The 20064-nt window shown below is 58.5% G+C and carries 13 protein-coding genes and 5 pseudogenes; 10 read left to right on the forward strand and 8 right to left on the reverse strand.

The window, feature by feature from the left end:
• The first annotated feature begins 191 nt into the window (after positions 1–191).
• Positions 192–410 carry a putative nitrogen fixation protein NifT gene (nifT, locus tag QEN71_RS42265; RefSeq protein ID WP_201661263.1) on the forward strand — a complete coding sequence of 73 codons (219 nt, stop codon included), beginning with the start codon at positions 192–194 and terminating at the stop codon, positions 408–410.
• A 1-nt stretch (position 411) separates the two neighbouring features.
• On the forward strand, positions 412–693 hold the full coding sequence (locus QEN71_RS42270; RefSeq protein WP_201661266.1) for a hypothetical protein: 282 nt from the start codon (positions 412–414) through the stop codon (positions 691–693).
• Between the two features lie 482 nt (positions 694–1175).
• Here QEN71_RS42270 and QEN71_RS42280 read toward each other — a convergent pair whose 3' ends face one another.
• Positions 1176–1898 (reverse strand): IS66 family transposase, encoded by a 723-nt coding sequence (locus QEN71_RS42280; RefSeq protein WP_407675475.1) that lies wholly within the window; start codon positions 1896–1898, stop codon positions 1176–1178.
• Between the two features lie 436 nt (positions 1899–2334).
• On the opposite strand from QEN71_RS42280, the gene istA reads away from it, so the two are divergent.
• Complete coding sequence (gene istA, locus QEN71_RS42285) at positions 2335–3828, forward strand: IS21 family transposase (protein ID WP_201662963.1); 1494 nt, start codon at positions 2335–2337, stop codon at positions 3826–3828.
• Positions 3825–4646 (forward strand): IS21-like element helper ATPase IstB, encoded by an 822-nt coding sequence (gene istB / locus QEN71_RS42290; RefSeq protein ID WP_201662960.1) that lies wholly within the window; start codon positions 3825–3827, stop codon positions 4644–4646. The genes istA and istB overlap by 4 nt, the downstream gene beginning before the upstream one ends.
• Positions 4647–4716: 70 nt before the next feature.
• Here istB and QEN71_RS42295 read toward each other — a convergent pair.
• The 3 genes and pseudogenes from QEN71_RS42295 to QEN71_RS42305 form a co-directional block, all read right to left on the reverse strand.
• Positions 4717–5883 (reverse strand): annotated as a pseudogene (locus tag QEN71_RS42295) (IS91 family transposase).
• Between the two features lie 8 nt (positions 5884–5891).
• On the reverse strand, positions 5892–6770 hold the full coding sequence (locus QEN71_RS42300; protein WP_290468283.1) for a tyrosine-type recombinase/integrase: 879 nt from the start codon (positions 6768–6770) through the stop codon (positions 5892–5894).
• Between the two features lie 433 nt (positions 6771–7203).
• A pseudogene (locus tag QEN71_RS42305) lies at positions 7204–7517 on the reverse strand (IS110 family transposase); the annotation flags it as partial.
• A gap of 924 nt (positions 7518–8441) precedes the next feature.
• Here QEN71_RS42305 and QEN71_RS42310 point away from each other — a divergent pair.
• Positions 8442–9554 carry an aminotransferase class V-fold PLP-dependent enzyme gene (locus QEN71_RS42310; RefSeq protein WP_201661318.1) on the forward strand — a complete coding sequence of 371 codons (1113 nt, stop codon included), beginning with the start codon at positions 8442–8444 and terminating at the stop codon, positions 9552–9554.
• Positions 9555–9598: 44 nt separating this feature from the next.
• The gene (locus QEN71_RS42315) at positions 9599–10504 is read left to right on the forward strand and encodes an EAL domain-containing protein (protein WP_201661315.1); all 906 of its coding nucleotides are present in this window, start codon (positions 9599–9601) and stop codon (positions 10502–10504) included.
• 513 nt (positions 10505–11017) lie between these two features.
• Here the strand turns inward: QEN71_RS42315 and QEN71_RS42320 are convergent.
• The 3 genes and pseudogenes from QEN71_RS42320 to QEN71_RS42330 form a co-directional block, all read right to left on the reverse strand.
• A complete protein-coding gene (locus QEN71_RS42320) occupies positions 11018–12364 on the reverse strand; it encodes an IS4 family transposase (RefSeq protein ID WP_201661312.1) in 1347 nt (448 codons plus the stop codon).
• Positions 12365–12400: 36 nt separating this feature from the next.
• A pseudogene (locus tag QEN71_RS42325) lies at positions 12401–12997 on the reverse strand (transposase); the annotation flags it as partial.
• A gap of 75 nt (positions 12998–13072) precedes the next feature.
• Positions 13073–13605, reverse strand: a pseudogene (locus QEN71_RS42330) (ATP-binding protein); the annotation flags it as partial.
• 276 nt (positions 13606–13881) lie between these two features.
• On the opposite strand from QEN71_RS42330, the pseudogene QEN71_RS42335 reads away from it, so the two are divergent.
• A pseudogene (locus QEN71_RS42335) lies at positions 13882–15335 on the forward strand (IS5 family transposase).
• 205 nt (positions 15336–15540) lie between these two features.
• Here QEN71_RS42335 and QEN71_RS42340 read toward each other — a convergent pair.
• Positions 15541–15882, reverse strand: a complete 342-nt coding sequence (locus QEN71_RS42340; RefSeq protein ID WP_233472153.1) for a tyrosine-type recombinase/integrase — start codon at positions 15880–15882, stop codon at positions 15541–15543.
• A gap of 1322 nt (positions 15883–17204) precedes the next feature.
• Between QEN71_RS42340 and QEN71_RS42350 the strand changes: the two genes are divergently transcribed.
• Genes QEN71_RS42350 through QEN71_RS42360 form a run of 3 tightly spaced genes read left to right on the forward strand, consistent with a single transcriptional unit; the run spans position 17205 to position 20061 of the window.
• Complete coding sequence (locus QEN71_RS42350) at positions 17205–18071, forward strand: site-specific integrase (RefSeq protein WP_233472152.1); 867 nt, start codon at positions 17205–17207, stop codon at positions 18069–18071.
• Positions 18068–19060, forward strand: coding sequence for a tyrosine-type recombinase/integrase (locus QEN71_RS42355; RefSeq protein WP_201661309.1), 993 nt, complete (start codon positions 18068–18070; stop codon positions 19058–19060). Before QEN71_RS42350 ends, QEN71_RS42355 begins: the two co-directional genes overlap by 4 nt.
• Positions 19057–20061, forward strand: a complete 1005-nt coding sequence (locus tag QEN71_RS42360; RefSeq protein WP_054927111.1) for a tyrosine-type recombinase/integrase — start codon at positions 19057–19059, stop codon at positions 20059–20061. Before QEN71_RS42355 ends, QEN71_RS42360 begins: the two co-directional genes overlap by 4 nt.
• Positions 20062–20064 lie beyond the last annotated feature (3 nt).

A 20064-nucleotide genomic window follows, 5' to 3' on the forward strand; every position in this document is an offset into this window, starting at 1 on the left:
TCGGCTGCCCGGAGGACAAAACTGTTTCTGCGCCGTGAGACCATAGCGCAAGGAGACGAGCTAGGCGCGTGAGTATTGGCTGCGGCGGCATTTCTCTGATGCTGCCAGCGTCGCCACTTTGCTCGCGCTGTATTCAAAACGATGTATGTTCGCACGGCGCAAATTTCCTAACCAAACGAGGAGCTTTTACTGTGAAAATCACGATCCGAAAAGATAGGAACGGCATACTCTGCGCCTACATTCCGAGGACGGATTTGGAGGAGCCAATTGTTTCGATCGCGCGGGCGCGGATGTGGGGTGGGCTCGTCACGCTCGCAAACGGCTGGCAGTTCGAGTTGCCTGAGTTGGCGCCCGACACCGTGCTTCCGGTCACCGTGGAAGCACAGCGCCTGGCGGGTGGTCACGACTAACATGGCGCTTACTGCAGCTCAGATAAATACGATAACCGAATTGGTTATCAACGAGCCGACGTTGTCGGAAGTCGCAGCAGGTTGGCGCAAGCGCTATCCCGACGTGCGTGTCATTCGGATCAGCGCGGTCGAACTGTACAATGAAGAGCCGGCGGTGGAATTTCGTGGTCGCCGCGTCTATTTTGCGGCGTCAACAGGCGTTTGCGTCTCCGTGACAGCGGAAGCCGGTGAGGCCGATATGCTTATCTTAGCCGAAGAGGGCGCCTACGATGGAGACTATTGAAATCGCGCTTGGCGAGCCAGCCCGTCGCGACGAGAGAACGAACTCATTCATGCGTATTGCAGTCGTCATGCTGGAGCGATGGGCCTGCTTCAGGTATCGACTGACCGTTCACGCAGAACCTTGATGCCATACTCGCCTCGATGAGCTGCGCTACCGACCCGCGGGTCCACAGGTAGAATGGTAACGCCAGCCGATCCGGCATCCGTTCGATGATCAGCTTGTGAATTCTCACGGTCTCCCAGTGTCCAGCCGGCCACTCTCGGTCGACGGCCACGCTTGCATGGCCTGAGCGATCCAGGTTGTCTTCTCGCCAGCAGACTTGCCCTGAATGCGTGAGCCGGCGCGGTTTGCGTGATTTCATCAGCCACCACTTGCACCACCACCTTTCCCAGGTGTGCCTGCGGGCATCAGTTTTGGTCTTCATCCGTTTAACGTAAGCGGCTCGCGAGGGATGATAGTGATACTGGACCGAAGGGTAATGATCAGAGGGAGATCGGTGGAGGTGACAGGACGGGCAGTCTGTCTGCCACGTTCCATGGCAGCAGTTCACCGATGCGACTGATTTTGTGATCGGCGATGTGGGTCAGGACATGTTCAAGGTAATTGAGCGGGTTCATCCCATTGAGCTTGCATGATCCAATCGGGCCGTACATTGCGCCAGCTCGTTCCCCGCCACTGTCCGAGCCTGCGAAGAGGAATTTCTTCCTCCCCAGACTTACGCAGCGCAAGGCGTTTTCGGCCAGCGCGTTGCTTATCTCGACACGACCGTCGTCACAGTACAGAACGAGCGCGTCCCATTGATTGAGTGGGTAGTTGATCGCTTTGGCCAGCTCCGACTTTGCCGACAGTGTCGCGCGCTTATGTGTCATCCATGCATTGATGGCCGCTAACACCGGTATGCTCCTGTGCTGCCGTACCTGCCGCCTCTCGCCTGGCGGTGCGCCGCGAATATGAGCCTCGATTCCGTAAAGTTCGCCAATTAGCTCAAGCACATGCCTTGTCGCTTCGGTGGGTGTACGCACATGAACATCGTAGAGATATCGCCTGGCGTGATCCTTATGCCGAGCTCGGCATAAGGCAGAGATTTTTTTGGTTGGCGGTCGCGGCAACCAGCGCATCACCATGTCGTCGGACCTGATCCGCGACCGGTAATCAAAAAAATGTTTGTGCTGAACCGCTCCACAGGCGGTGGCCGCTATGGGCATTGAATGACCGCCGCGGTAATTTGTGATGTCTTGCAGGGGCGATCAGACCGGGACTTCTGGCGAGAGTGGGAAGCATCACCTGTAAAGAAAGCGGGAATGTGCGCGTGAACCGGCAAATCACCCGCCATTCTGGAGTACGCTGGTGCGCCAGTGGGTCGAAGGCACGAGTGCAGCCGCGTTGGCCTCGTCAGGAAAGGCGAACGTGTACGGAAACAGGTGCGGTGGCAACTAGCGCGCATGGGTGGGGCCTGGCGGGGCTCGTGGAAGGGTGCCGGGTGCGCGGCGACAATCATCTTGGCCGGTATAGCGACAGAGGTTTTGGCCGTTGGGGAGAGGTCGGAGGCGGCGTAGCCGCCGGAGAGCTCTCCCCAACGGCGGCGCCGAGTCGGCTGGGTTCTACGATGGCTGATCAAATCAAGAAGAAGCGATCAGCCGCATGTCCGGAACCCGTATTACCGACCAACAGGTTCGCCTCTACATGTCCAAACGCAAACATCACTCTCAGGAGATCGCCGCCGCGAAGGCCGGCATCAGCGTGCGCAGCGCGCGCCGCATAGAACGAGACGCCTTACTGCCATCCCAGAAACCTCGTCGTTACTGGCGTTCCCGTCCCGACCCCTTCGCTGACGTCTGGGATACTGAAGTCGTTCCGATGCTCGCGAACGCGCCGGAACTTCAGGCGGTCACGATCCTGCGCAAGCTTCAGGATGATCATCCCGGGGAATATCCCGACAGCACACGCCGCACACTCGAGCGACGCGTGCGGCACTGGAGGGCGATGTCGGGCCCACCGAAGGAAGTCTTCTTCCCGCAGCTGCACGAGCCCGGCGCACGCGGCCTGTCCGACTTTACCGACATGGCCGAACTGCGAGTGACGATCGCTGGTGTGCCATTCGAACACCGGCTGTACCACTTCGTGCTCGCGTTCTCGCGCTGGGAATACGCCAATGTCGTTGAAGGCGGTGAGAGCTTCGAAGCACTGTCCATGGGATTGCAGAACGCACTTTGGCAGGCCGGAGGATGTCCGCGCGAGCATCGCACTGACAGTCTGTCAGCGGCGTTCAGAAACCTCGCGGACGAAGACGACTTCACGGTGCGCTATGCGGCGCTGCTCGAGCACTATGGCATGAACGGGACGCGCAACAATCGCGGCCTGGGTCACGAGAACGGTAGCGTTGAGTCATCGCATCGCTATCTGAAGGAAGCCGTCGACCAGGCGTTGATGTTGCGCGGTCACCGGGACTTCGCCGATCGTGCGGCCTATGATGAGTTTCTGCGCGAGGTCGTCATGCGTCGCAACCGGCGTAACGCAGCGGCGTTCCGTCTTGAGCGCGAACAGCTCATGGATCTGCCGTTAAGGCGCACGACCGACTTCGTCGAGGAAGAAGCACGCGTTACACGCTGCAGCACCTTCACTGTTCGCGGCATTCTTTACAGCGCGCCGTCGCGCCTGATCGGTCACCGCCTGAAAGTGCGCGTGTACGGTGACCGGCTCGACTGCTATCTGTCGGGCGCGCTGGTGCATAGCACCTCGCGAGGCTCGCGCGCCAGCGACAACCGCCGCGCACTGGATTACCGACACTTCATTGAGAGCCTCAAACGCAAGCCACAGGCCTTCAAGGGGCTTGCGTTTCGAGATGAGCTGTTTCCGCGTGAGGCGTATCGCCGGACGTGGGAACAGCTGGAGGCGAGGCTGACGCAACGCGAGGCGTGCAAAGTCATCGTTGGATTGCTTGAGCTCGCCGCGCTCGATGGCGTCGAGGCCGTGCTGGCCGCGCGCCTGAACGCGTTGCTGGTTGACGGCAAGCTGCCTGATCTGAAGACTCTTCGTGAGGAGTTTGCACCGCGTCACGCCGAGTGCCCAGTCGTCAATGTCGAGATGCCACCCGCAAGCAGCTATGACGACCTGCTGGGCAAGGAGGTCGCATGAGCACGCCCGCCTACGATGCCGGCCGTCTTGCCTTGATGCTCAATGAACTGCGTCTGCCGACCATCGCCCGCCTGTGGCCCGAGTTTGCAGAGCGCTCCGACAAGGAGGGCTGGCAGGCGACGCGGCTGATCGGCGCACTGCTCGAACACGAACTGGCCGAGCGGGCCAAACGGCGCATCGAACGACACCGTGCCGAGTCGCATCTGGACCCGACCAAGACGATCGCGACCTTCGACTTCAGCATGGTGCCGATGGTTTCGAAGGCGCACGTCATGGCGCTCGCGACCGGCGATTCATGGCTTGAGAAAGGCGCCACAGCGCTTCTGTTTGGCCCGCCCGGAGCAGGAAAAAGTCACTTGGGATGTGCCATTGGACATGCGCTGATCGACGCCGGCTACCGGGTGCTGTTCACACGGACCAGCGAACTTGTGCAGAAGCTGCAGGCTGCACGTCAGAGCCTGCAGTTGCCTTCAGCCCTTGCCAAGCTCGACCGCTTCGACCTGATCATCCTGGACGACCTGTCGTATGCCAGGAAGGACCAAGCCGAAACCAGTGTGCTGTTCGAACTGATTGCCGAAAGATACGAGCGTCGCAGCCTTCTGATCACCGCCAACCAGCCGTTCTCGGGCTGGAATGACGTGTTTCCGGATCCCGGCATGACCGTCGCTGCAATCGACCGGCTCGTCCATCATTCGACGATCTTCGAGATGAATGTCGAAAGCTACCGTCGTCGCACGGCCAGCGACAAACAGAACAGCCGGCGCCGACAATCATCCGGCGACAATCAACAACAAGGAGCGACAACCATGACCGGATAACTACCGACAACCATCCCGGTCGACCGGCCAAGATGATTGTCGGTAAACCGGCCATGCTGCTTGACGCTATCTAGCCGGGCATGTCTTCGATGCGGAGCATGTGTCCCTTGCCACATACGGGGCAGTCGCGCAGTGACTTGCCGGTGAGTCGCTCGTAGCGGTCACGGTAGTCTTCCCCGGGCTCGGCTGCGGCAGCGGCGGGAGCCTCGACACCGAGCAGCTGCCTGCAGGTGGCGAGCTTGTCGGCACGGTGGCGGTTGGCGAGCCACCCGTAGCTGCGAATGCGCTTGAAGCCGTCAGGCAGCACATGCAGCAGGAAGCGACGGATGAACTCGTCGACTGTGAGCGTCATGGTTCTTTGTCTGGACTCGTGCTGGTAGTCCTTCCAGCGGAACTGCACGGTGTGCCCGTCGAAGGCGAGCAGCCGGTTGTTGGAGATGGCGACGCGGTGGGTTTAGCGGCCCAGGTAATCGAGCACGTGTTCGGCACCGCCCAAGGGTGGCTTGGCGTAGACCACCCACTCCGCCCGTGCCGCGGGTGCAAGCCAGGCCGCGAACGCCCGGGCATCACGCAGCGGCTCGAGCTGGCCATGGAAGCGCAACGTGCCGGCGTCGAATGCGCGGCGCAGCTGCTGTGTAAAGAGCCGTCGGAAGAGCCGTGACAGGACCCGCACCGGCAGGAAGAAGCCGGGGCGGCAGGCGATCCAGTGCTCGCCATCCGGGGCGATGCCGCCGCCCGGCACAACGCAATGCACGTGCGGATGATGCAGCAGATTGTGCCCCCACGTGTGCAGGATCGTGATGAAGCCGATTTCGGCACCGAGATGTCTGGGGTCGGCGGCGATCGTGCGCAGCGTCTCGGCGCTGGCGCGAAACAGCATGTCGTAGAGCACGCGTTTGTTCTGGTACGCGAGAGCCGCGATGGGTTCGGGAAGCGTGAAGACGACATGGAAGTACTCGGTCTCGGGAAGCAGCTCGGCCTGCCGGCGTTCAAGCCATTGCGCGCGGGCGAGCGACTGGCACTTCGGGCAATGTCTATTGCGGCACGAGTCGTAGGCGATGCGCTGATGGCCGCACGCGTCGCACCGCTCGACATGCCCGCCAAGCGCGGCGGTACGACAAAGCTCGATCGCACTCATCACCCGCCGCTGGACACGAGTGAGCCCCTCGGCATGGGTTTGCCGATACTGCGGACCACAGCGGCGAAGGATGTCCGCCACCTCGAGCGCCGGGCGCATCGCCGGCTTCAGAAGTACTCGGGCGAAGGTGGCGGCGATGGAATCGGTGCGGGGTGCGGCAGCAGATCGAAGGGACTCGCTGTGGCACACACGGTGCTGGTCGCGATTCTCAGGTAGCGCGAAGTAGTCGCGAGGGACCTATGGCCCATGAGCAGCTGGATCCTGCGCACATCGGTACCGGCTTCCAGCAGATGCGTGGCGAACGCATGCCTTAGGGAATGCGGTGTTATCGGCTTCTGGATGCCACATCGTTGGCGTGCGAGAGCGCAGATTCGCGAGACGGCGCCCCGCGTGATGGGGTGTCCAGGAATATCACCGGGAAACAGCCAGCCGCGGGGGTGAGCGTCCTGCCAGTACGTTCTGAGGATCTCGAGCAGACGCGGCGAGAGCATGACGTAGCGGTCTTTGCGGTTCTTGCCCTGGTTCACACGGATGACCATGCGCTTGCTGTCGATGTCCGTGACCTGCAGGTGGGCGACTTCCGACACGCGCAGGCCGGCTGCGTAGGCAACCATCAGGATGGTCCGATGCTTCAGGCTGGGGATCGAGTCGAAGAAGGTGGTGATCTCCTCCAGGCTGAGGATAACCGGCAGGCGGACCGGCTTCCTGGGCAATGGGAAATCCTCGTCACTCCAGTCACGTTTGAGCGTCACGCGATAGAGAAAGCGCAGTGCACCGATCGCCGGGCTGAGACTGGCGGGTGCCAGCTCGCGTTCTTCGCGGAGATAGATGAGCCAGGCCCGGATCTCTTCGGGACCCAGCAGTTCGGGCGAACGGCGGAAGTGTCGGGCGAAACTGGATACCTGAATCAGATAGGACTTCTGGGTATTATCTGCAAGGTTGCGGATCTGCATGTCATGCAGCATGCGTTGGCGCAGTGGCGTCATGGCGAGCCTCCTGGAAGCAGTGGCTGGAATGCCCAACCGGGCGTTCACATACTGCTCCTGGTGATACCGGTCACCGCTTCGCTGGGGTTCAGCGCCAGACGACCCACTTCATGAAACGTCAGTCATAGACCTGTGCCCACCTCCCACTACCGCGTCAGCGGTTTAGTACAAGGCGCATTATCCCGAGTTGAGTTTTATGTGGATTCTGACGCCGTGAACGTTGCACCGACAGTGGCTGTGCATCGCTGGACACTACATAAATCCTGTCAGTCAAAGGGAGTCCAGAAACGCCAGAAGGTCCGGTGTAGGCTTCCATGCCTTTGCACGGACTGCCGAATCCCGGCATGCTGCCAGAAGATTTCCAGTGCGTCACGTTTCATCTCGTTTAGCGCAATACGTATTCTCAAGAAACACAAGTCCTCTGGCGACGGTTTTACGCTGCCGTTTCGGGCTCAATGCGGAAGTCGGCGCCTTGATGCGGCGCGAGAGCGCCGACACTGCGCGGCTCTTGCTGCTCTTCATGGCGCTGCCGCCCTTGGTCGACCAAAATCTTGCCGCGTGTGAGCATGAAATACACCCATGCGGGCGAGCTTGTGGGCCACCGGAGGTTCGCTCACGGCTTGTCCGCCCGCACAGGCGACGATAGAACGCGCAGAGCGCGGAGTCGCTGCGTGACAGCGCCATGGCAGTCATTTTTTGTGCCTGGAGGGCGCGGTTAGCTGAGCGTTTCGTACCGGCAGACAGGACACCGTAGACCGCGTATCCAGCAGAAGCTGAGTGGTGAGGTCCCTCGGCGAAGAGAGCCCTATCGCTAGGCAACAGGAGATGAAATGAAAGTCGACATCGAGACGTTCCGGCAATTGCGCCATCTTCTCCGGTCATCGACGACGTACTGAACGCAGGAGAAATCGGGCTCCCGGACCAAACTCGGAACCTCGTGGCATTATCACAACTTTGTCTGGAGTTATTCCGGGGTCAGTGAGGGTGTTGCACTTCAAACTTGAAAAACTCGGAGGCTTATCGCGGCATGCACCGCGAGGAGGTGCAAGCTGGCAGAGGTCGTGTGAAAACGCGATGTTCAATAGACCTTCTCAAAGGTCGCCCCTTCAGATCGACGCGTATTGGCTTGGCGGCGACCCGGAAAGGGTAAAGTGACACCCGAAACCGAGCTCTTTGTGTTTTCACACGGCCTCGGCCCCAAGGCGTAGCTAGACTGGACCTTTAGCCGCAGGTCGCGCCCATCTGGGGAGGTTAATAAAATAGAACGGCACTGCTGGCTGCGCAGTGCTGTCATGTCTGGCAATCTCGGTTTCGCTTTGCGTGGTAGCAGAATTTCGTTGATTCTAAAGCACACCATCAAAGACCCGGATAATGCGAATAAATAAAATTGATGCCTAAGATGGTCCTCCCAGCATGTATCATTCATCCATTGAAGTTTCTCTCTCCTTTATTTAGTCGAGCGATTGCCGTCTTGGTGGGCTTGTGCGCGCCGATATTTTGTGGCGATTATCTGTTGCCGAATCTTGATGATCACGATCGTTGCTGTTGGTGGGCGTCATGTTCGACCGCGCGTGGTTGAGGTGGCTGCAGGTAAAGTTTCGTCAAAGTGAGCGTGACACAATCGGCGGCTTGCAAAGGATGGCCAATAGTGCAAATTTCGATAGGTGAGCAATGGAGAAGCATGCGATCTTGATGACGACCGGGTCTCTAGCTCTTAGTAACGAGGTCAAAGCTGAGATGCAGCTTGATGTCGATTCAAGAAGCCTTCAGTTCAGGTTGACTACTGCCTTCATACGTGAACTGATCCTCGGCATGGTGGATGGCAATGGAACGCATTCCGTTGTCCCCCTTCCGGGCGGCGGGTCATATGGCATGGAGGCCGCCTTGGCGTCTTTCGTGTCGCGAACCGATCGTCCTCTGGTATGCGTTAACGGAAATTGCGGTGAGCAGATTCTGGAGATAATGAGGCATCGGGGCATCAGGGCGCGCAGTCTGCGCACGCCATGCGACCGGCCAATTTCCGTAAATGAGCTCGGTAGGTGCCTGGAAGCAGATCCCGACATCAGTCACGTTTGCCTTGTTCACTGCGAATCACCGACGGGTGTGGTCAATCCGATTAATGAACTCGTTCAGTTGGCCAAGCAACATAAGGTCAAAACGATTGTTGACGCAGTGAACTCTTTCGGTGCGCTAGAAATCTCCGCCAGACGGACGCCATTCGACGTACTGGTAACAGTCAGCGACAAATGCATCGAAGCGCCACCGGGAATTTCCTTTGTGATCGCATCGCTGGACGAGCTCGAATCATCTGTCAGCGATCTTGGCTCACTAATTCTGGACGTGCGCAACCATTGGCGCAGTATAGAGAAAACCGGTCAATGGCATTCGATGCCACCCACCCATGTTGTGCAAGCCTGCAAAAAGGCGCTTGAAGTCCTAGCGGTGGAGGGGATTAATAAACGTAGTATCCGATACGCAGCGGTTTCTGACGAAATCGTTCGTGCGACGGAGAAATACGCGATTCCGCTACTCGGGCCTCGCGTGCGTTCGCCAACGTGTGTCGCGCTTACATCTCATGGCACGATCAATAGTCAACGTGAGTTCGATGCACTCTATGCGCATTTGACCAAGTACAACCTCTACATAGATCCGAATCTCAACATCGAAACTTGCAGTTACACAATAGGATGTATGGGGGCCGTCAAGCCGACATCGATTTATCTACTGGCGACCGCTTTTCGCGTCTTTTTCCAGCCTGTGGACGCCATTCGTGCCCCACATTGAGGCGTCGGTGTTGTTCAACGCACACGTTAAAAGAGATATGAAACATGCGGCCATATGTTCTCAGTAATTTGGATGTCGGAGCCTATCTCTTCCACATCGTCGGATTGTTTGCAATCGCGACCGCGTGTGTAGCAGCGTTTATCCGATACGTTCTCGCGTCAAGATCACATCGCCGGATCGAGGGTCGTACTCGATCTGCGATCGAACGTAACGAGTTCTACTTGGAATATCAGGCGATAGTCGATTTAAACACTGGACAGTGGGTTGGCGCGGAGGCATTGTTGCGCTGGCGGCATCCGCGGTTAGGGCTAGTCCGTCCGAGCACCTTTATCGGACAGCTTGAGCGTACGCGCGCTATTGCGCCGCTTACTGAATTCGTGCTTGCTACGGCTTTAGCCGAGCTCGGTTCTTGCTGCTTTCCTAAGGATTTTAGGATTCATGTGAACCTCGCATCAAAACACGTCGAAATGCCTTGCTTTCCAGATGACTTGGCCAAAACGCTGAAGTGTGCGCCTTCACGGTTCGAAGTCGTACTTGAGCTTACCGAGCGGGGGATGCTAAGTCAACTTCCAGTATGTCGTGAGCGCCTCATCAGTTTAAGGAGGCAAGGTGTAAAGTATGCAGTTGACGACTTTGGAACAGAGAGTAGCAACTTGGCATTGTTGCGAACGTTTGAATTTGACTATATCAAACTTGACAAGCAGTTCATGACAGAACTACCGCACGGCGGTAAAGGACTTGTCGAAGGAATCGCCGACTTGGCGAAGAAGATTGATGCGAGGGTAATCGCAGAGGGTATCGAGGAAGCGAAGCAACGGGATGCGGTTAAAAGTACGGGAATCCGCTATGCACAGGGATATCTCTTCCAGCGACCAGAAAGGATCAGGGAGTTTGATCGAAATTATCGTAAGCTACAGGTCGATCGGGGATTTCGCATGAGCGCAGAATGAACGTGCGTCTCACACGAATTGCCCCGTACCAGCAGACACTCTGCGAAGATATCCGTTTGATTGATCATGGAAAGATACGAACTTATAAGCATGCTAGACCATGCACACGACGCTGCGCATGCCGCTGTCATTGCGAGTCCGAAATCCAGTTGCAGAGAATTAGAAGCACTATTTGATAAGGTGTTTTTCCGGTTCTTGGCTGACCGAATCGGAAACAAGACGGTCGCTGAAGTCGCACGATTAGTTTCGGAGGAGTGACTCACTCTGAGCCAACTGGAAGGGCCCACGGATTTTGTGGAGGCTCCCACTCTTGAGAGTGATTCAACGGGTTTTGCCCGACCCCGAAAGATGAAGCGCACGACTGCTGCAGGCAGATCATGGAAGGCATATGATCATGAGGTCGCGGTGGTCGAGGTCGGCACCATTTTTCGGTCGTCCCTGAATAATGCGTTTTGCCCGGCGGCGGTGTCATGCGCGGAGCATGATTCGCACGAGAGGGGTAAGCGCATCCCCTTATACGGAAGTGTCGTAACCGTCGCGCAAGATCTGGATGGTGATCACAGCATCCATGACCCGCTGCATACCGATCCACAGCGTCTTCGCACCCAGTTCACCGTCGCTCTTACGCCCGAGGAATCCGCCAAGTGATGCAATCATCCGTATCATCTGGTTGAGCGTTGGCGTCTTTTTCGGGCGTGGCTTTTTCGAGAGCACGTGAGCGCCATGTATCTCGTCAGCTGCAAAGAACAGTGATGCGTCCAGCTCTGGACACGTTCTGCCTAGACGCATGAGCCGTGCGATGCGCCACGACACGACCATATACAGTGCGAGTGCCTTCTCGATGCGCTCCATCTGCGAGAGCTGCAGCGCCTCAACCCGGCAGGCGTTCTTCAGGACATTGAAGTACATTTCAATCTCCCACCTCGCGCGATACCAGTCAATGAGTTCGATGAGCGCATCCGCATCAACCGCTTCGCGGTTGGTCACAAGACGCCAGATGACCGGCTTCACGCCCGCTGGCGCATCCACCTCGCACGCCTCGACGCAGGTGAGAGTGACACCGGCCCGGCCGGGCAGCGTGATGCGCTGGCTACGCAGTTCCTGCTTCACTTCACGCGCCTTCTGGCCACTGCGCCCGGGCAACACGAAGCTGATATGGCCGAGCATGTGACTCGCGTGCACCTTGTCCCACAGCTTTTCTTCATCCGTCAGGGCGCGATTGTGCTGGGAGCGGATCAGCCAGTCAGCCGGATTACCCAGTTCCTGCGCACGCTGCATGAGCGCGGCGATATCGCCTTCGCGGTCGGCCACGTACACCAGCCGCGTGTCAGGCAGGGCCTGTGCCTGTTCGGCCACGATCTCATAACTTTCAACCCAACGTGTACTCTCCCTGACACCACCACGCCTGCCGTTTGCATCGCGTGGCTCGCGCGCCCACATCCAGGAATTGATGACACCCAGCGGCTCCCGATCCGGCGTCACCGCATAGGTCGCGTGAAGATACATGCCCACCTGCGCTTCATAACTGAGCGGGCCAGCCCCCTCGATATCCTGGCCGTTAAAGTTCAACTCGGTTGTATCGCCAATGCACAGCACCACCGGCAACTGCCCCATGCGTGCTGTGGTGCGATCCCAATGCGGCTGCATCATGTCGCGCCAGTCGATGCGCTCATTGCCCAGAAAGCGATAGGCACCCATCGTCTCGGTCCAGCCTTCGCACGCGCCCGGGATACTGGCCGTCGGCCGGCTGGCAAACCGTTTGATCAGTTCCTTCGCGCGTCGGTCTCGCCGTGGATCGCCCAGATCCAGCGTTTCAAATTCCTCGTCCACCCATGCTCCCGCGTCGTCTCGAATTTGCATGCCGAAAATCCGAGAGTAAACGCGAAATCCGCGTCGTTAACAACCCCTCTCTGACTGCTTTGCTATTCCTCTACCGTCAACTTGTGTATAACCGCATGGGGTAAGCGAGGTAGCAAGAATGAGGGCGTAAAAAACCTTCAACTTCCTGCGGATCATTCGCAGGTTGTGACCGGCGCCGCATAACACCGCGTGCATCGCGTCACCGAGCGCGCCCTTCAGCCAGCGCTGACCGAGTTTGCCATCTGTCTTCATGTGGCCGATGGCTGGCTCAATCGCGCTGCGCCGTCTGATCATCGCCCGTAATCCGCGCGTGATGCCTCGCCTCAGCCCCGGGTGTTAGATCTTCACACCTTCGATGTCTACGCCCCCTTGTATCCACGATCCGCGACGGCGATTTCTGGCGTGACGTCGCTCAGGATCGCGCCTGTTCGAGCGCTCCTGCAAGTGTGTGGCCGTCGTATGGTTTGCCTGGCATCGAGCGCATGTCAACGACCAGACCTTCCCTGTGGTCGTCGTAATCGACACCTTCACGCCGAACTCATAGGGCGTGCGCGCCTCGCCCTTGGCCAGGCACTCTACCTCTGGCGGATGCAGGGCGTAAAGCTTGGTTTTGTCCTTTTTCTTTTGCGACAGGCCTGGACGGGCAGTTCAAACTCCTCCACTTATGGACAGTTAAATTCCCTCACCCCGTGAAGCAGGACGTGGACGTTATTTAGCTCTCTTTTGTTTCTCGCGCAAGGTTTCAGCGGCCTCTTTGAGTCGATAGCTGCGACCGTCGAACTCGAGCAGGTGGCAGTAATGCATGAGGCGGTCGAGGATTGTGGTGCTCATCGTGTTGTCGCCAAGGTAAGTGCTCCAGTCCTGGACGACGCGGTTGGACGTCACGACGGCGCTGCGACGCAGCTTCAGCGTTGGTGGATCAACGTTTGCAACAGCGAGTCGGCGTCGTCGGGAATCGTTCGTGACAGGAACAGGTCGTGGAGCACGAGCAGATCGCCATCGGGGATGGCGCGCAGGCGCGTTTCCCGCTGCGCGGGTGGACTGAGAACGTAGCGGTTGAAGAACTCACTGGTCTCGGGGTACTGCAGCTTGTAGCCCCGCAGGACGGCCCGGTAGGCAATGGCCTTCGCAACGTGCGACTTGCCAGTACCCGGTTTGCCGATGATCAGTGCGTTGCTGCCTTCGGCGATGAACTTCAGTGTATGCAGCTGGAAGCACGCCTGAGGCGGCAGTTTGGGATTGGATGGCGCAGCGCGTGATCGCACGCCTGCTCGACGAGTCGGGCGGGATACCTCTTCGCCAGTCCGACTGATCTCCGGCTCGTACAGGTGCAGGTCTGGGCACAACTGCACGAAGAAGCCTTCCGGTACTTCGGTGGCACAGTCAGCTATGTCGTCGGTTCTTCAGAAGTCCGAACGGGCAGGTGCAGTAAGGATTCGCCGTGGATTTGTGATTCACTGAACTCCCAGAAACGATATTGATCTGAATTTCTTTCTGGGAGTTTGCGAGCGCCGCCGATGAGCACCCCCGACTTTTTCCGCAGCCGCCTGGACACGATGATCGATCTTCGTCACCCGCTGGCGGTGCTGGCCACGAGGATGCCGTGGATGTCGATCGAAGCAACGCTGGGTCCGGTGTTCGAGCGGCGTGCTCGTGAAGACCAGGTCAGTGAAGGCATCGATCTGTTCGGCGTGGCACCGGTGCTGGCTGGAGGTGGCCCGAGCGCGGCTGGCCGGCCACGGTTGCCGGTTCGGTTGATGGTCGGTCTGCTCTACCTGAAGCACGCGTACAACGAGAGCGACGAGACGGTGTGCGAGCGTTGGGCGCAGGACGTGTACTTCCAGTTTTTCTGCGGCGAGGAGTACTTCCAGCCGCGTTTGCCGTGCGACCCGACCAATCTGGTGCGCTTTCGTCAGGCCTTGGGCGAAGCGGGTGTCGAGGAGTTGCTGGCGACGACGATCACCGCTGCGGTGTAGATGAAGACGGTCACGCCGGCGAATTCGAGCGGGTAATCGTCGACACTACGGTGCAAGAGAAGGCGATCGCGTATCCGACCGACAGCCGGCTGCTTGATGTGGCGCGCGCCCGGCTCGTGCAACTGGCCCAGCGTGCCGGTTTGAACCTGAAGCAGACTTACGAACGTGAGGGCAAGCGCTTGCGTCGCCGTGCCGGCGGCTATGCGCACGCAAAGCAGTTCAGGCGCCTGCGTCGTGTACTCAAACGTCAGCGCACGGTATTGGGCCGGTTGCTGCGTGACATCGAACGCAAGCTGTCCGAGGCTCCGGACGAACGGCAGGCACAGCTGCGCGCCTGGCTTGAGCGGGCGTGGCGCATCTGCCGCCAGCGTGCGAAGGACAAGAACAAACTGTACGCATTGCATGCGCCGGAAGTTGAATGCATCGGCAAGGGCAAGGCGCGCCAGCCTTACGAGTTCGGCGTCAAGGTCAGTCTGGCGATCACGGAGAAACAAGGACTGATCGTCGGGGCACGCGCGTTCCCGGGCAACCCCTACGACGGCCACACCCTGGCTGAACAGCTCGAGCAGACATCGATCCCGTTGCAGGACGTGCCGGGCACACCGCGTGTGAAGACGACACTCGTCGATCTCGGGTTTCGTGGTGTCGATGCCGACGTTGCGCCGGTACAGCTCGTGCACCGCGGCAAGAGCAGGACCCTGTCGGCACCCCAGCGGCGCTGGCTGAAACGACGACAGGCCATCGAGCCGATCATCGGTCACGTCAAGCAGGATCACGGCATGCGACGCTGCTGGCTCAAAGGACAAACCGGCGATGCACTGCATTCCGTGCTGTGCGCCGTCGGCTATAACCTGCGCTGGCTGCTGCGCGCTATCGTGCGGCTGGGCATCAAGCCCGTTTTTTTCGTTCTTGCGGTCCTGCGCCTGTTCGCCGACTTCATACCGATGAGGCTGCCTTTACACCCCTCGCTCGGTTTGCCTCAACTCGCAGAATGAATTTTGCAGGGCCGACTATGTCGTGTTCGACGAGGGCGTCATTACGCCCGTCGTGATTGGTCGTATCCAGTCGAACACGGCCGAGGTAGCTGCGGATCACCGTCACCTCGGCACCGGCAGCGACGAGCTGAACTCCGACGCCGTGACGCCACGTGTGCGGTGTGATCCTTTTTGTCGCGAGCGATGGAACCTGCTGCGAAGCTGACTAAACGTACTCCTTGAGCTTGAAGCGAACCCCGTCTGCACTGAGCGGCTGCCTATATCGATTGACGAAGATAGGCTCGTTATCCTTACGCGGCTGTCGCCTGAGCAGCGCCTTGATTACGGCCACCGTTTCCGGCCACAAAGGACAAATACGACGCTTTCGTCCTTTGCCGAATAGCTCTACTTGCGAAGGAGATTCAAAGCGGATGGCTCTTGGACACACATCCAGCGCCTCCTGGATTCGTGCTCCCGTGTTGTACAGCAACGCGTGATCTCGCTGCTGCCCTTCCAGGCTCGATTGGTCCGGCTCTCGAAGGACCGCCGCAATCTCCTCGGCATCCATGTAACACATGGCGGGCCGGGGACGTCTTCTTGACCGGGATGTGTGCGATCTCTGTGCACTGCGCGATCGCCAGTGGCTCGCGATAGGCGACGAAGGCAAAGAAGCTGACGGCGAGTCGACAGTGGCGCGTGCCGATGGACACCTGCCTGTCTTTCTTCAAATAGTCGAGGAACACGAGCACCTCACTGGCCTGCAGTTCCGCTAGCGACAGCTGCGTGATCTTCCGTCGCCCACGACCGGCGGTAAATTGAAGGAACATCTTCCACGTGTCGCGATAGGAGCATACCGTGTGCTGGGAAAGATTCCTCTGCTTGCCATCCCTTCATGGAAGAGGTTTCGTTGGAGCGCCGGCTTGCTCACGCACAACAAGATAGTGCTTGAGGGGAGGTCATGACTCCAGGAGCCAGCGGCAGCCGACGGTTCTTGAAAAACTTCGTCTCCCGGATCTCGAGAGTTTGCCGCGAGTTCATGTTCTGCGACATAAGACATCCGCTCAACACTGGTCACGCAGATCGACGTCGCCCAGCATCAAACGCGCGACCTCGCATCCCCGAAGCCCTGCACAGTATGCAAGCACCAGCATTGTGAAGAGGGTGACAAGACGCACCACGAAGCCTTCGGTGAGGGATACATGCGTATTCCACGCCGTCGCGAACAGGACGCAGCGACGCGGGAGCTTTGCCCTTTTACTCGGACTCGGTCGTTGCAGTCAACGAGCTTCGCGCCTTGCGCATCGATTCACCATCGCCTTCACCAAACGCGTCGCGCTCGATGACCACGGACTTCGCGTTATCGAACTTCTGTGCCCGAGACTGTTATGTGGCCATTCGTCTTCATCCGGACGTTGAGAGCCGCTCTGCTGCACTGCTAGGCAACATAACGCGCTTGCTGTGGCATGGTGATTTCCCACTTTCCTTGGGAGATTGTCATGCTCGAGCACTATTACTTTCGTCCAGAGACCGTCGACCGCATTCGTTTGTCATGGCTCGCTCCGGCGATTGAGGAATACGTCACTTGGCTGACAGAGGCTCACTACACGGCCCGTAGTGTGTTGCATCGCGTGCCCGTGCTGGTGAGCTTTGGGAGTACGCGAAGGCGCGCGGTGCGAGGGATTTCGCGCAGCTAAGCGATTACGTCGAGCCGTTTGTGCAGACTTGGATCTGTCGACATGGGCGTGGACGCAGTGCTGCCCGGCGGAGCAAGTTTTCTCATGAGGTTCGCAATCCTATTTGCCAAATGCTTCGCCTGGTAGTTGAGGGTTACGATGGCCCAAGTCGTCCACAAAGCCAGATAACCCGTTCGAACGAGAGGCTCCGCTATTCATGGCGTTTCTTGTTGAGGAGAAGGGGCTTCGGCCACGTACCATTCTCCACTACCGCTTCCATCTGCATCAGTTCGCCACCTACCTCGAGCGCAACAGCATCCGGTTACAGGCTGTTTCGCCAACCGTAATCAGCGGGTTCATTGCCGAGTATGGTCCACGTGTTGCGTGGACAACGCTTTGTAACGCGTGCGGAACGTTGCGCGTCTTTCTGCGCTATCTGTATCGGGAAGGAGTCTTGTCCCGGGACCTGAGCCCGCTCGTCGAGTTTCCACAATCATATCGACACGCAGGTATCCCCCGATCTATCAGCTGGGATCAGGTCGAACAGGTCCTGGCAAGCGTTGACCGGCGTTCTCCCTGTGGCAGGCGCGACTACGCGATGCTGTTGCTGCTGTCTACATACGGCCTGCGGGCGTGCGAAGTTGCCTCGCTTACCCTGGACGATATCGACTGGCGCAACGAGCGGTTTAGAGTCCGGGACCGCAAGGCAGGCAACACCACCACTTATCCGCTTTCGGCAGTGGCCGGATCAGCGATCGTCGACTACCTCAAGAATGGGCGACCGGCCACAACGCATCGCGAGATCTTCATGCGCATGTCGGCGCCGCTTGCTCCGATTGGTCACGCGGCCGTGGTGTGCCGGGCTGCCCACTTCATTCGCAAAGCAGGCATCAGCGTTCCACGGGCAGGCTCACACGTACTACGGCACAGCTGCGTACAGCGCTTGCTGAATGCTCACTTCTCCCTCAAGCATATTGGCGACTATGTTGGCCATCGAAGCATCTCTTCGACCCAGATTTACGGCAAGCTGGCAATCGATCAACTTCGCGATGTCGCGCAAGGCGATGGAGAGGATGTGCTATGAGATCTTCTACCAGCTTCCAGAGCTTTCTCGGTCCAGATATCGAACAGTTCCTCGGCTACAAGCGCTCGCTGGGCAGGCGTTTCGACGTCGAAGAGAAGGCACTCGCTCTATTCGACGCATACCTGCTACGCAAGCAGATCCGCAGTTTTTCCCAGGTGACCCCGACCGTCGTGGATGAGTTCCTGCTCTCGCGTCCGCGACCACATCCAAGAAGCTACAACCATCTGCGCTGTACGATTGGGAGGTTGTTCGCGTATCTCGTCAATCATGGGAAGCTTGTCGCGACGCCACTACTATCACCACCGCGCCGATCACGATATGAACGAACGCCTTTCATTTTCGACACGGCGTCGATTAAGAAGTTGCTTGCGCTTGCCAAGACGCTTCCCGATAAAGGCGGCACCATAGGGCGAGGCGACACGTATTTCGTCATTTTCGCTGTTCTGTACGGACTCGGATTGCGGGTCGGCGAGGTCTGCAGGCTGCGAATCAAGGACGTTGACCTTCAGCGTCAACTGCTCGTCATCCGCGAAACGAAGTTCTACAAGAGCCGCCTGGTACCTTTCGGCCCGAAGGTTGGGGCATTGCTCGCCGGGCATTTGCGTCAACGCGAGACAGCGGCCACATACCCCGCTCAGGATGAGAGTCCGCTGTTCTGCTTACGTGGTGGAAGGGCAATCAACCCATGCACGATCAGCCAGACTTTTCACGCCCTCATTCCCAAACTGCACCTTGAGATTCCACTGGGCATCTCGTATCCGCACTTGCACGATCTCCGCCACGCATTCGCCGTCGGCGTGCTCACACGATGGTACCGTCTCGGCCTTGATCCACAGGCAAATCTCCTCGCGCTCTCGACGTTCATGGGGCATGTCGACGTGAGCTCCACCGCGGTGTACCTGTCGACGACACCTGAGCTCCTTGAGCAGGCTAATCGCCGTTACAAGGCATTCGCTGCGGCAACTCTCAGGGAGGTTCTCCCATCATGAACCCATCTCTCGGCTCATTGATACAGTCATTCTTTATCGATCACCTTCCCGTGCAGAAAGGCCTGCGCCAAGGTTCGATCCGAAGTTATCGCGACACAGTTCGCCTGTTTCTCGGATTTGTATCCGAGCAACGCCGCACTTCAATTACTTCTCTGAAGGTCGAGGACCTCACCTTTGAGCGCGTGCTGACGTTCCTCAAGTATCTGGAGCAGCAGCGCGGCAACTCCGTGCGTACTCGCAACCAGCGGCGGGCGGCGCTGAATACCTTCTACGCGTACCTCGCGCTGCGCGTGCCAGAGATGTTGGCAGCATGCCAGCAAATCGCGGCAATTCCCGTCAAGCGGACATCATTGCCCGATACCCATTACCTCGAGCAAGAGGAGGTGACAGCATTGTTTCGGTCTCTTCCAAAGCAAGGGCGTTTTGCACTTCGCGACCGAACACTGTTGCTCTTTCTATACAACACGGGCGCCCGGGTTCAGGAAGTCGCCGAACTTCGTAGGGAACATCTCGATTTAGCGCCTCCAGCCAAGGTCCATCTGCACGGCAAAGGCGACAAGTGGCGCGTGTGCCCGCTCTGGGATGAAACAGTAAAATATCTTCAGCAACTGCTCGATGAGCAACGCACATTGCCCAATGGTCCGGTGTTCGGCGCAGTTAAGAACCGCCCCCTGACACGCTTTGGTATCTACAAGATAGTGCGGCGACATGCAGCGCCGTGGGACACGGACGGTCCGCAGCCGCGACATGTCAGTCCTCATCTTTTTCGACATACTGCCGCCGTCCACCTCCTTGAATCTGGTGTCGAAGTCAACGTCATCCGAGGCTGGCTCGGACACGTTAGCCTCGATACCACCAATCGATATGCCGAGCTGACGTTACGCGCCAAGACCGAAGCGTTACGTGCCTGCGAGATAAGTTCTTCAAATTCGGGGGTATCCCGCGCTCGCGCCGTCTGGAAAGACGACAAATCACTCATCGAATGGCTCAACGCGCTATAGCTC

The organism is Paraburkholderia sabiae (assembly GCF_030412785.1).
In the GTDB taxonomy this organism is placed as follows: domain Bacteria; phylum Pseudomonadota; class Gammaproteobacteria; order Burkholderiales; family Burkholderiaceae; genus Paraburkholderia; species Paraburkholderia sabiae.